The sequence below is a fragment of the Micromonospora sp. CA-248212 genome (genome assembly GCF_050948405.1).
In the GTDB taxonomy this organism is placed as follows: Bacteria; Actinomycetota; Actinomycetes; order Mycobacteriales; family Micromonosporaceae; genus Micromonospora.
On the sequence record NZ_CP192023.1, the window covers coordinates 849,752 to 862,857 of the forward strand.

A 13,106-nucleotide genomic window follows, 5' to 3' on the forward strand; every position below is an offset into this window, starting at 1 on the left:
CAATCAGCAAGAACTTTCAGCTTTCCACTGGCGGGGCGTCCTTCCCCCGGCGGACCCGCCATGACGACAGGAGTACCGATGCGCATCCGTACCGCGGGTGTGGTTGCCGTTCTCGGCCTGGCGCTCGCCGCCTCCGGCTGTGGTGGCGACAGCGACGAGCCGGCCACGAAGGAAACCCCCACGGCCGCCGGCGGCAAACTGGTGATCTGGGCCGACGACAAGCGGACCGCGGCGCTCAAGCCGTTCGCCGAGAAGTTCGGCCAGGAGAACGGCGTCACCGTCGAGGTGCAGGCCGTCCCGAACGAGGACCTCCAGAACAACTTCGTCACCGTGTCGAGCCAGGGCGGTGGCCCGGACGTGGTGATCGGCGCGCACGACTGGATCGGCAACCTGGTCCAGAACGGCGCCATCGATCCGGTGCAACTGCCCGCCGAGCAGAAGGCAGCCTTCAGCGAGAGCGCGGTCAAGGCCGTCACGTTCAACGGCCAGCTCTACGGCGTGCCGTACGCCCAGGAGAACCTGGCACTGATCCGCAACACCGACCTGGCCCCCGAGGCCCCGAAGACGATCGAGGACCTGGTCGCCGCCGGCAAGCAGCTCAAGGCGCAGAAGAAGGTCACCGAGACGCTCTGCCTCCAGGTCGGACAGAAGGGCGACGCGTACCACATCTACCCGCTGTACGCCTCTGCCGGCGGCTACCTCTTCGGCACCACCGCGAACGGGGACTACGACCCGAAGGACCTCGGCGTCGGCAAGCCGGAGTCGATCGCCGCGTTCAAGAAGATCGCCGCGCTCGGCGAGAAGGGCGAGGGCGTGCTGAAGCGATCCATCGCCGACACCAACGCGACCGCGACCTTCACCGGCAAGAAGTGCGCCTTCCTGGTCTCCGGGCCGTGGGCCACCGCCGACGTGAAGAAGGCCGGCATCGCGTACGACATCTCCGCCGTACCCGGCTTCGCTGGCGGCAAGGCGGCCGCTCCGTTCATCGGCGTGCAGTCCTTCTACGTGGCGGCCAAGGGCAAGAACAAGGCGCTCGCCCAGGAGTTCGTCGTCAACCACGTCGCGAAGCAGGAACTGGCGGTGGCGCTCTACCAGGCCGACCCGCGTCCGCCGGCGTTGACCGCCGCGCTGGACCAGGTCAAGGGCAGCGACCCGGACCTGGCCAAGTTCATCGAGGCCGGCAGGAACGGCCAGGTGCTCCCGGCCATCCCGGCCATGGCCGCGATCTGGGACCCGTTCGGCAAGGCGGAGGCCGCCGTCATCGGCGGCGCCGATCCGACCAGCACGGTCACCGCGGCCGGCCGGATGATCGCCGGTTCGATCAAGTAATGAGTACGCCGCTGTCCGGCCCGGGGACTGCCCAGCAGGCTCCGGGCCGGGGGCCCGTGGGCACCGGGTCCCCGCGCACGTCCCGTACCGCGCGGAACCACGCGCCGATCACCGCGGCCGGCCTCGCCGCGAAGGTGATCCTGCTCGGCCTGGTGGCCGGGATCGCGATCTGGGCGGCGTTCCCGCTCGTGGAGGCCGGACAGTGGATCGGGCTGGCGGTGCTGGCGCTGACCACCGCCGCGCTGTTCTACCTGTACGCGGGCCGCCGGCACGTCCCGGCGAAGTACCTCGTCCCGGGCACGCTCCTTTTGATCGCCTTCCAGATCGTGCCGGTCCTCTACACCGCGAGCACGGCCTTCACCAACTTCGGCGACGGCCACCGGGGCAGCAAGGAGGACGCGATCGTCGCGATCCAGAGCAGTTCGGTGCGGCAGGTCGCGGGCTCCGCCCAGTACCCGATGTCCGTCGCCACGAAGGGCGACCCCGCCACCGGCGCCCTGGTCTTCCTGGTCACCGACCCGGCGACCGACACCGTCTCCGTCGGCGACAGCGGCGGTCTGCGTCCGCTCGACCCCGGCAGGGTCACCGTCGCCCCCGGCGGGAAGGTCACCGCCGCCGACGGCTACACGGTGCTGAACGTCGGTCAGGCCAGCGCGCGCAGCAGGGACATCACCGACCTGGTGGTGCCGACCGCCGGCGGCGCGCTGCGCTCGTCCGGCCTGTCCCCGGCGTACGAGGGCAGGGCCGTGCGGGCGTACGACGCGGGCTGCGACTGCGTCCGGGACAGTGACAGCGGCAGGACCTGGACTGCGGACGGCGGAGCCGGCGCGTTCGTCGCCGCCGACGGCGAGCGCCTGGCCCAGGGGTGGAAGGTGAACGTCGGGCTGTCCAACTTCACCCGGATACTCACCGACGAGCGGATCTCCGGGCCGTTCCTCGGCACGCTGGTCTGGAACTTCGCCTTCGCGATCGGCTCCACCGGCGGCACGTTCGTCCTCGGTCTGCTGATCGCGCTCGCGCTGCACTCGCCCCGGATGCGGGGCACCAACCTCTACCGGATGTTGCTGATCCTGCCGTACGCCATGCCGTCGTTCGCGATGCTGCTGGTCTGGCGGGACATGTTCAACACCGACTTCGGGCTGATCAACAACCTGTTCGGGCTCGGCGTCGACTGGTTCGGCCAGGACTGGACGGCCCGCGCCGCGGTGATCCTGGTGCAGCTCTGGCTCGGCTACCCGTACATGTTCCTGGTGGCCACCGGCGCGCTCCAGGCCATCCCCCGGGAGTTGACCGAGGCCACCTCGGTCGACGGGGCCTCACCCTGGCAGTCCTTCCGTGCGGTCACGCTGCCGCTGCTGCTGGTCGCGCTCTCGCCGCTGCTGATCTCGTCGTTCGCGTTCAACTTCAACAACTTCAACGCGATCTACCTGACCACCGAGGGTGCGCCGTTCCCGGCGGACAACCCCGGCAACGGCGCCACCGACCTGCTGATCACCTACACGTATCGGCTGGCGTTCGGTGGGCAGGCGGCACAGTTCGGCTTCGCCGCGGCGATCTCGCTGTTCATCTTCGCCATCGTCGCCGTGGTGTCGGCCATCAGCTTCCGGCGGACCCGTCAACAGGAGGAGGTGTACGCGTGACCACGCTCATCAACCCGAGCCGCCCGACAACGCTCGACCGCCGGGTCCGAGGGCGGCGGAGCCGTTGGTTCGCCCAGGTCGGTTGGCGGCACCTGGTCGGACTGCTCGGCGTGCTGTTCAGCCTCTTCCCGCTCGTGTTCGTCGTCTCGGCGGCGCTCAACCCGCTCGGCACCCTCTCGTCCACCGAGTTGGTGCCGACCGGCGGAGTGTCGTTCGAGAACTTCGGGGACCTGTTCGCGCGTACCGCGTTCGCCCACTGGTTCCTGAATTCGCTGCTCATCGCCGGCGGCGCCTCGTTCGCCTCGGTGTTCCTCTCGGCGCTCGCGGCGTACGCCTTCTCCCGGATGCGCTTTGCGGGTCGACGGGTGGGGCTGCTGTCGTTGCTGTTGATCCAGATGTTTCCGCAGTTCCTGGCGATCGTGGCGATCTTCCTGATCTTCGGCACGATCACCGACCTGTGGCCGGCCGTCGGCTTCAACACCCCGTGGGGCCTGCTGCTGCTCTACCTGGGTGGTGCGCTGGGCGTGAACACCTGGCTGATGAAGGGCTTCTTCGACACCCTGCCCCGCGAGCTGGACGAGTCCGCCACCGTGGACGGCGCCTCGCACGCGCAGGTCTTCTTCCGGATCATGCTGCCGTTGGTGGCGCCGATCCTCGCGGTGACCGGGCTGCTCGCCTTCATCAACACCATCAACGAGTTCCTGATGGCGAGCGTCTTCCTCACCGACACGGACGCCAAGACCCTCGCGGTCGGCATGCGGGGCATGTTGCAGGGCGCCGAGCGGAACACCAACTTCGGCATCTTCGCGGCCGGCACCCTGCTCACCGCGATCCCGACCGTGCTGGTCTTCCAGTTCCTCCAGCGCTTCATCGTCTCCGGCCTCACCTCCGGAGCGGTCAAGGGATGAGCCCCTCGACGCGCCGGCCGGCCGGCCCCACTACTACAAAGTGTCGTTGATAGGGGAGGATGGGCGGCGTGGAAGCACTGCGACTCATCCTCCTCTATGTCCATCTCATCGGCTTCGCCCTGCTGCTCGGCGGTTCGATCGCCCAGTACGTCAGCGGGAAGCTGCGGATCAACCCCGCCATGCTCTGGGGCGCCGTGATCCAGTTGCTGACCGGCCTCGGGCTCTCCGCGCCCCTGCGCGGTGGCGGTGACGACGAGCCGAACCCGGCGAAACTTGTGACGAAGTTGGTGATCGCGCTGCTGATCTTCGTCATGGTCTTCTTCTCCCGTAAGCGGGACGTGGTCAACCGTGGCCACTTCCTCGCGATCGTCGGCCTGACCCTGGTGAACGCGGCGGTGGCGGTCTTTTGGCGGTAGCGTCCGAGGGGGGAACCGCACCCCGGAAACCGGACTTCCGCGACACCTGGGGGCTCGGTTAGCAGCACGAAGAGTGATCTGCCCCACGCAAGGGTTACACCCGGGTAACAGGCACTCAACAGTCGTGCACGATTGTCGGCCGGTGGGTGGGCGCGGGCGTACGCTCCCGTCCGTAACGTGGGACAGCCGGCGGCACACCCGCAGGTCGGCTGATGGGCTGCCACCGCACTAGGCGCGGTGTGCAATGGGAAGGAGACGTCTTGCGCTCGGTGCGTGGGATGCGGATCGCCTCGATCCTCGCGGCAGGTGGGCTCGTGCTCAGCGCCGCCGCGTGTGGCGAGGCTCCGGATGATGACAAGAACGCCGGCAGTGGCGCCAAGAAGTTCAGCGCCTGCATGGTGACCGACGTCGGCGGCATCGACGACAAGTCGTTCAACACCTCGGCCTGGAAGGGTCTGCAGGAGGCCAAGGCCGCCAACGACAACATCGACATCAAGTACGTCGCGTCGAAGGCCGAGGCCGACTACGAGCCCAACCTGACGCAGTACGTCAACCAGAAGTGCGACTTCATCCTGGCCGTCGGTGGCCTGATGGCCAACGCCACCTCCAAGATCGCCAAGGCGAACCCGAACCAGCAGTTCGGCATCGTCGACGCCCAGCCGGGTGACGCCAACATCTACCCGATGCAGTTCGACACCGCCCAGGCCGCGTTCCAGGCCGGTTACCTCGCCGCCGGGATGAGCAAGTCCGGCAAGGTGGGCACCTACGGCGGTCTGCCGATCCCGCCGGTGACGATCTTCATGGACGGCTTCGTCGACGGCGTGGCGTACTACAACACCACCAAGAAGAAGAACGTCCAGGCGCTGGGCTGGAACAAGGAGACCCAGAAGGGCTCCTTCACCAACGACTTCGCCAAGCAGGACGAGGGCAAGAAGGTCTCCGACGCGCTGGTCGCCCAGGGCGCGGACATCATCATGCCGGTCGCCGGCGGCTCCGGCCTCGGCACCACCGCGGCGGCCAAGGCCTCCGGCGGCAAGTACAACACCATCTGGGTGGACGTCGACGGCTGCGAGAGCACCCCGGACTGCGGCGCGATCATCACCACCGTGGTGAAGAACATCCCGGAGGCCGTCAAGGAGGCTGTGGTCAAGGCCGCCGGTGGCGAGAAGCTGCAGGCCAACCCCGGCTTCGTCGGCACCCTGGCCAACACCGGTGTCTCGATCGCCCCGTACCACGACTTCGACAGCAAGGTTCCGGCCGAGCTGAAGTCCGAGGTCGACAAGATCAAGGCGGACATCGCCGCCGGCACCATCACCGTCACCTCGAAGGCCCAGCCGACCAAGTGACGTCCGGCCGACCTCTCCGGTGAGATCATCGGAGAGGTCGGTGGGCACAGGTACGACCGATCGGCCGCTTCGGCCCCGCGGTGACCGTGGGGGTCGGAGCGGCCGATCGCGCACCGCGTCGGCCAGGCGTTCCGGCCCGTTCGACGGCAGCTAGGCTGCACCATCGCTCGCACTCCAGGAGGTTGCGCTGAGACTCGAACTGCGCGGCATCACCAAGCGGTTCGGTGATCTGGTCGCCAACGACCACATCGATCTGACGGTGGAGCCTGGAGAGATTCACGCCCTGCTCGGCGAGAACGGCGCGGGCAAGTCGACCCTGATGAACGTGCTCTACGGGCTCTACCAGCCCGACGAGGGCGAGATCCTGGTCGACGGCACGCCGCTGCGGCTGAAGGGGCCGTCCGACGCCATCGCGGCCGGGATCGGCATGGTGCACCAGCACTTCATGCTGGTGCCGGTGTTCACCGTCGCCGAGAACATCATGCTCGGTGCGGAGCAGGTCCGGGGCGGTATCGCCGGCTTCCTGGACCGGCGGCGGGCCCGGCGCGAGGTCACGGAGGTGTCCGAGCGCTACAACCTGCGGGTCGACCCCGACGCGGTGATCGAGGACCTGCCGGTCGGCATCCAGCAGCGTGTGGAGATCGTCAAGGCCCTCACCCGCGACGTCGACCTGCTCATCCTGGACGAGCCGACCGCGGTGCTCACCCCGCAGGAGACCGACGAGCTGTTGACGGTCATGCGGTCGCTCAAGGCGGCCGGCAAGTCGATCGTCTTCATCACCCACAAGCTGGGCGAGGTCAAGGCGATCGCCGACCGGATCACGGTGATCCGACGCGGGAAGACGGTCGGCGCGGCCTCCCCGGAGACCAGCCGCGACGAGCTGGCCGCGCTGATGGTGGGCCGCAGCGTGCGCCTCACGGTCGACAAGTCGCCGGCCACGCCGGGCGAGCCGGTGCTGGAGGTGGCCGGGCTGGTCGTCGACGACGACCGGCAGATCCGGGCGGTCGACGGCGTGGACCTGACCGTACGGGCGGGCGAGGTGCTCGGCGTGGCGGGCGTGCAGGGCAACGGCCAGACGGAGCTGATTGAGGCGATCATGGGTCTGCGCCCGGTGCTCGCCGGCACGGTCAGCCTGGGCGGTGACCGGATCGACGGCTGGACGCCCAAGCGGGTGCTCCGGGCCGGCGTCGGCTACGTACCCGAGGACCGCAGCGTGGACGGCCTGGTCAAGGAGTTCAGCGTCGCCGAGAACCTGGTGCTGGACATCTACGACCGGCCACCCTTCGGCAGCGGGCTCGCCCTGAAGCCCGACGCCATCGCGTCGTCGGCCCGGGAGCGGATCGAGCAGTTCGACGTCCGTACCTCATCGGCGGACGCGGCGGTGGGCACCCTCTCCGGTGGCAACCAGCAGAAGGTGATCGTGGCACGGGAGCTGTCCCGGCCGCTGAAGCTCTTCATCGCCGCCCAACCCACCCGTGGCGTGGACGTCGGGTCGATCGAGTTCATCCACAGCCAGATCATCCACGAGCGGGACATCGGCACCGCCGTCATGGTGGTGTCCAGCGAGCTGGACGAGGTGGTCGGGCTGGCCGACCGGATCGCGGTGATGTACCGGGGACGGATCATCGGCATCGTCGGCCCGGAGACCCCGCGTGAGGAGATCGGTCTGTTGATGGCCGGCATCCACCCGGACGCGGCGGGCGCGGGCACGCCGGCCGAGCCCGACGCGACCACCGCCGGCACCGCAGCCCAGCCCGGCACGGCTACCGCTGGTGGCGCGGCCGACGGGGGTCCGGCGCGCGCCGACGGCCCCGCGAGCGAGGACGAGGCATGACCAACCCCAATCCGCAGTCGGGCTCTCCGGACAAGGAGCCGGCGAGCGAGGCGCAGGCGGCGCAGAACGCCCTCTGCAACACCGAGCGGGCCGGCACGACCACGACGGAGAAGACGCCGGAGCCGAAGCCGTCCCTGGGCCGGCTCTTCCTGGACAACCTCTGGGCGGCCAACACCTTCACGGTGACCCTGTTGTCGCTGGTGCTGGCGATCGTCGTCGGCGCGGTGTTGATGGTCGTCTCCGACCCGGACGTGCTGCACACCTACACCTACATCACCGCCCGCCCCTCGGACGCGTTCAGTTCGAGCTGGACGCTGGTGAGCGAGGCGTACGCCAACCTGTTCAAGGGCTCGATCTTCGACCCCGAGGCGTTCTCCGGCTGGGTGAACGGCAGCAACGGCTGGCAGGCGGTGCTCGCGCCGATCTCCGAGACGCTGACGTACGCCGCGCCGCTGGTCTTCACCGGCCTGGCGGTGGCGCTGGCCTTCCGTGGCGGCCTGTTCAACATCGGCGCGCAGGGTCAGGCGACCGTCGGCGTCATCCTGGCCGCACTGGCCGGCTTCCTGCTGCCGCTGCCGCCCGGCCTGCACCTGCTGGTGGCGGTGCTCGCCGGCGCGCTGGGCGGGGCGATCTGGGGCTTCATCCCGGGCATCCTCAAGGCCCGCGCGGGCGCCCACGAGGTGATCAACACGATCATGCTCAACTACGTCGCCACGTACTTCCTGACCTGGCTCATCGTGCAGAACGGCGTGCAGGATCCGACCCGGACCGACGCGATCAGCAAGGCGGTGGACACCTCCGCCCAGCTGCCCCGTCTGCTCGGTGACAACCTGCGGGTGCACGCCGGCATCCTGCTCGCCGTGCTGGCCACCTGGGCGGTCGCCTGGCTGCTGAACCGGTCCACCCTCGGCTTCGAGTTGCGGGCGGTCGGCGCCAACCCGGACGCCGCGCGGACCGCCGGCATCAGCGTGACCCGGACGTACATCTTGATCATGGTTTTCTCCGGGATCCTGGCCGGTCTTGGCGGCTCGAACATGGTGCTCGGCTCGACGGCCAGCGCGTTGACGCCGCTGGTGGTGGCGCAGATCGGCTTCGACGGCATCCTGGTGGCGCTGCTCGGCCGGGTGAAGCCGTGGGGAGTGCTGCTCGCCGCGCTGCTGTTCGGTGCGCTCCAGGCCGGCGGTAACCGGATGCAGTCGTACTCCGGCATCTCGCTGGAGCTGGTGACCGTGCTTCAGGCGCTGATCGTCATCTTCATCGCCGCACCCGCCCTGGTGAAGGCGATCTTCCAGCTCCGGGCCGCACGGGCCGCCCGGTTGCAGACGAGCCTGGCGAAGGGCTGGTAACGCATGTCCACCATGGCTGTCCCCGACGTCGCGGTCGGCGTCGACGAGGGTTTCTGGACCCGGACCCGCAAGGTCGGCCTCACGCTGACGGCACTCGGCCTGCTGGCGGCGGTGCTGTTCGGTGCGCTCGCCACCGACCAGCAGGCCCGGTTCACGCTCAGCGACGACGCGGCCGGCGCCGCCTTGGAGATCAACGGCACGATCGGCGCGATCCTGTTCGGGATCATCGCGATCGCCGCCGGCGCGGCCCTGCTCGCCGGGGTGCCGAAGCGCTGGTTCCTGCCGGTGCTCGGCGTCGGGCTGGTCGCCTTCGTGCTCTCCTTCCTCTGCTGGCAGGTCTCCGCCGCGCCGACCGGGCAGAACTTCATGCCGCTGGTCAACATCATCCGGGGCACGTTCATCCTGGCCCTGCCGCTGATCTTCGGCGCGCTCGCCGGTGTGCTCTGCGAGCGGTCCGGCGTGGTCAACGTGGCCATCGAGGGGCAGTTGCTGATGGGCGCGTTCAGCGGCGCCCTGTTCGGCAGCCTCTCCGGCAACGTCTGGGTGGGCCTGGTCGCCGCCGCCATCGGTGGCGCGTTCATCTCGCTGCTGCTGGCCGTCTTCGCCATCCGCTACCTGGTGGACCAGGTCGTCATGGGCATCGTGCTGAACCTGCTCGCGGTCGGCGTCACCGGCTTCCTCTACGAGCGGCTGATGCAGACCGACGCGGAGAAGTACAACAGCGCGCCGCGCTTCAGCAACTGGGAGATCCCCCTGCTCAAGGACATCCCGGTGCTCGGGCCGGCGCTGTTCCGCGGCAACATCTTCCTCTACGTCGGCCTGCTCCTGGTGCTGGTGATCCACATCGGGCTGTTCCGGACCCGGTGGGGGCTGCGGACCCGATCGGTGGGCGAGCACCCGATCGCCGCCGACACGCTCGGGGTCAGGGTGCTGCGGGTGCGCTACCGCAACGTGCTGCTGGCCGGTGTGGTCGCCGGTATCGGCGGCGCGTCGTACACGCTGGCGCTCTACTCGTTCACCAAGAACATGATCGGCGGCAAGGGCTTCATCGCGTTGGCCGCGCTCATCTTCGGCCGGTGGAACCCGACCGGGGCGCTGCTCGCCGCGCTCTTCTTCGGCTTCGCCGACCAGCTCGCCACCTACCTGAGCGCGATCAACAGCTCGATCCCCAGCCAGTTCCTGGCCATGCTGCCCTATCTGGCGACCATCCTGGCGGTCGCCGGCCTGGTCGGTCGGGTCCGGGCGCCCGCCGCCGACGGCAAGCCGTACATCAAGGGCTGACACCCACCCTCGTTGTGTTGATCAAGAGGTTTGCGTCAGGAACATCGCCGTTCCTGACGCAAACCTCTTGATCACCGCTGCAGGGGTTGGGGGTTTTTCCGGAGAATGGTGCTATGAGCGACATTGACTGGGCGCGGTTGCGCGCTGCCGCCGTTGAGGCGATGCGGCACGCGTACGCCCCGTACTCGACCTTTCCCGTCGGCGCGGCCGCGCTGGTCGACGACGGTCGTGTGGTGGTCGGATGCAACGTGGAGAACGCCGCGTACGGAGTGACGCTCTGCGCCGAGTGCGGAGTGGTGTCCAGCCTGCACGCCACCGGTGGCGGTCGGCTCGTCGCGCTCTCCTGCGTCGACGCCACCGGCGAGCCGCTGATGCCGTGCGGCCGGTGCCGGCAACTCCTCTGGGAGAACGGCGGCCCGGAGTGCCTGATCGAGACGAAGACCCGCCCGCTGCGGATGGCCGAGCTGCTGCCGCACGCCTTCGGCGTCCAGGACCTGGAGGCGGTCACCGGTGAGACGCCGGTGCCGGTCGTCCCGGAGCGGCTGGCCGCCTGGCGCGGTCGCGGCACCGTCTTCGTGCACCCGGACATGTCCGCCGGGCAGCAGGTCTGGACGGCGTACTGGGAGCGGTCGGCCGGGGACGACGCGGGCGCCGAGACCGGTGTGCTGGAGGAGGCGCCGAGCTGGGACGATCCCGCCGAGGCGATCACCTGGGGAATGGCCCGGACGCCCCGGGTCGTCGTGGTGGACGAGACCGGCACGATCTTCTGGGCCGGCGAGGGGGAGCCGCCTCTGGAGATCCCGGTTCGTTGGGGCTGAGCTTTGGGGATTGGGCCGACCGTGCCCGGCTCCGGGCGGTCAGGCTTGATCCCTCCGCCGGGCACGGTCGGCCCCCGCCCCCCGACCTGGTCGTCGTGCGTGGGTCGGGATCTACAACGGACTAGGAAGATCTTCTGATGAGTTTTGCTGCTGTTGATGTTATTCGGGTGAAGCGGGACGGGGGTGTGCTGTCGGACGCGCAGATCGACTGGGTGATGGACGCCTACACCCGGGGGGGCGTCGCCGACGAGCAGATGTCGGCGCTGGCCATGGCCATCCTGCTCAACGGCATGACCGGCCCGGAGATCGCCCGGTGGACCGCCGCGATGATCGCCAGCGGTGAGCGGCTCGACCTCTCGGCCGTCCGGCGTCCCACCGTCGACAAGCACTCGACCGGCGGCGTCGGCGACAAGATCACCCTGCCGCTCACCCCGTTGGTGGCCGCCTGCGGAGCGGCCGTTCCGCAGCTCAGCGGGCGCGGCCTCGGGCACACCGGCGGAACGCTGGACAAGCTGGAGTCCATTCCGGGCTGGCGGGCCGCGCTGACCAACGACGAGTTCATCAGCCAGCTCGGCGAGGTCGGCGCGGTGATCTGCGCGGCGGGCGCGGGGCTGGCTCCCGCCGACCGCAAGCTGTACGCGCTGCGCGACGTGACCGGCACCGTCGAGGCGATCCCGCTGATCGCCAGCTCGATCATGAGCAAGAAGATCGCCGAGGGCACCGGCGCGCTGGTCCTCGACGTCAAGGTCGGCTCGGGCGCCTTCATGAAGTCCGTCGACCAGGCGCGCGAGCTGGCCCGCACGATGGTGGAGCTGGGTGGCGCGCACGGCGTCCGGACGGTCGCCCTGCTCACCGACATGTCGACCCCGCTCGGCCTGGCCATCGGCAACGCCGTCGAGGTGACCGAGTCGGTCGAGGTGCTGGCCGGGGGCGGCCCCGCCGACGTGGTGGAGCTGACCCTCGCGCTGGCCCGGGAGATGCTCGACGCCGCCGGCCTGCCGGACGCCGACCCGGAGGCCGCCCTGCGCGACGGGCGGGCGATGGACTCCTGGCGGGCGATGGTCCGGGCGCAGGGCGGCGACCCGGACGCGCCCATGCCGGCCGCCCCCGAGGTCGAGGTGGTCCGGGCCGACCGGGACGGATACGTGGCGGCCGTCGACGCGTACGCCATGGGGGTTGCGGCCTGGCGGCTCGGCGCGGGCCGGGCCCGCAAGGAGGATCCGGTCAGCGTGCCGGCCGGTGTGGTGTTGCACCGGCGGCCGGGCGACGCGGTGCGGGCCGGCGACCCTCTCTACGAGCTGCGCGCGGAGGATTCGACCCGAATTCCGGCGGCTCTGGCGGAGGCAAGTCGCGCGGTGCACATTGCGCCGACCGCGCCGAGCGCGGCACCGCTGGTCATCGAGCGGATCGGCTGACCGGGCCGGGGTCGGGCCGGCGTGGTGCCAGTCACCTGGGAGCGCTATTGTCGCAGGCCAAAGGCGTCGCGTGCAGACAGGAAGTTGCCCCGTGACCGTACCTGCCCCCGACCCGCGCGAGGTGCGCGAGGCGAGCCTGGACGAGCTGTCCCGGCTCGGTCTGCCGCTGCCACCGGCCCAGTTTCCGCTCGTGTGGGAGCCGGGTGACGCGATCGAGCTGCGTCCCCGGGCCGAGATCGAGGCCCGGATCGCCGTGCTGCACCTCATCCTGGCCCGCTGCTTCGGGATGCCCCCGCAGGCGGCGATGAGCTGGCTGCTCGGCTCGCACCTGGTCGAGATGGTCACCCCACCCGAGTGGCAGTTCGTGATGGGCGGCAAGGGTGACCACCGCTCGTTCGTGCTGCACCACGACGCGCTCTTCGCGCTGGCCTGGGTGCTGGGGCTGAGCAAGCAGCTCGACCCCACTCTGGCGGTGGACGATCGGCTGGTCGAGCGGCTGCCGCACATCGCCGAGGGGGAGACCTTCGGGCGCTGGCAGTCCCGCATCCTCGCCGCGCCGCAGCATCCGGCCGACGCGGCGGCCCTGCTCGACCTGCACTACTGCCTGGACTGGGCGTACCTGGAGACCGAGCGCAACGGTCGCCCCCTGCCGGGCCTGGTCGACGCCAACGCGATCGGGCAGCGGCGCTGGGCGCTGGAGTGGGCGGTGATCCTGCGCGGGCCGTACCACGACGAGCCGCCCGGTTGGGAAGAGGTCGACCTCTCGACCTGAG

Annotated in this window: 11 protein-coding genes; all 11 read left to right on the top strand. The window is 69.8% G+C overall.

Features of this window, described 5'->3' with window-relative positions:
- Positions 1-78 precede the first annotated feature (78 nt).
- The 11 genes from ACQP03_RS04030 (at position 79) to ACQP03_RS04080 (ending at position 13,105) form a co-directional block, all read left to right on the top strand.
- Entirely contained in the window at positions 79-1,329 is a 1,251-nt protein-coding gene (locus ACQP03_RS04030) for a sugar ABC transporter substrate-binding protein (protein ID WP_363661273.1), read from the top strand.
- A complete protein-coding gene (locus ACQP03_RS04035; protein ID WP_433460307.1) occupies positions 1,329-2,969 on the top strand; it encodes an ABC transporter permease subunit in 1,641 nt (546 codons plus the stop codon). Before ACQP03_RS04030 ends, ACQP03_RS04035 begins: the two co-directional genes overlap by 1 nt.
- Positions 2,966-3,877, top strand: a complete 912-nt coding sequence (locus ACQP03_RS04040; RefSeq protein WP_433460309.1) for a sugar ABC transporter permease — start codon at positions 2,966-2,968, stop codon at positions 3,875-3,877. The genes ACQP03_RS04035 and ACQP03_RS04040 overlap by 4 nt, the downstream gene beginning before the upstream one ends.
- A gap of 68 nt (positions 3,878-3,945) precedes the next feature.
- Positions 3,946-4,293 carry a hypothetical protein gene (locus ACQP03_RS04045; RefSeq protein WP_355048948.1) on the top strand — a complete coding sequence of 116 codons (348 nt, stop codon included), beginning with the start codon at positions 3,946-3,948 and terminating at the stop codon, positions 4,291-4,293.
- A gap of 278 nt (positions 4,294-4,571) precedes the next feature.
- Complete coding sequence (locus ACQP03_RS04050) at positions 4,572-5,639, top strand: BMP family lipoprotein (protein WP_357124713.1); 1,068 nt, start codon at positions 4,572-4,574, stop codon at positions 5,637-5,639.
- Between the two features lie 259 nt (positions 5,640-5,898).
- Complete coding sequence (locus ACQP03_RS04055) at positions 5,899-7,473, top strand: ABC transporter ATP-binding protein (RefSeq protein ID WP_433460312.1); 1,575 nt, start codon at positions 5,899-5,901, stop codon at positions 7,471-7,473.
- On the top strand, positions 7,470-8,819 hold the full coding sequence (locus tag ACQP03_RS04060) for an ABC transporter permease (RefSeq protein ID WP_357398670.1): 1,350 nt from the start codon (positions 7,470-7,472) through the stop codon (positions 8,817-8,819). Before ACQP03_RS04055 ends, ACQP03_RS04060 begins: the two co-directional genes overlap by 4 nt.
- A 3-nt stretch (positions 8,820-8,822) precedes the next feature.
- Positions 8,823-10,100: an ABC transporter permease gene (locus ACQP03_RS04065; protein WP_357171841.1), complete on the top strand. Its 1,278-nt coding sequence runs from the start codon at positions 8,823-8,825 to the stop codon at positions 10,098-10,100.
- Positions 10,101-10,213: 113 nt separating this feature from the next.
- Positions 10,214-10,918 carry a cytidine deaminase gene (locus ACQP03_RS04070; RefSeq protein WP_357171840.1) on the top strand — a complete coding sequence of 235 codons (705 nt, stop codon included), beginning with the start codon at positions 10,214-10,216 and terminating at the stop codon, positions 10,916-10,918.
- A 134-nt stretch (positions 10,919-11,052) separates the two neighbouring features.
- Positions 11,053-12,333 carry a thymidine phosphorylase gene (locus ACQP03_RS04075; protein WP_357397250.1) on the top strand — a complete coding sequence of 427 codons (1,281 nt, stop codon included), beginning with the start codon at positions 11,053-11,055 and terminating at the stop codon, positions 12,331-12,333.
- A 91-nt stretch (positions 12,334-12,424) separates the two neighbouring features.
- Positions 12,425-13,105, top strand: a complete 681-nt coding sequence (locus tag ACQP03_RS04080) for a DUF4272 domain-containing protein (RefSeq protein WP_357130398.1) — start codon at positions 12,425-12,427, stop codon at positions 13,103-13,105.
- Position 13,106: the final 1 nt, after the last annotated feature.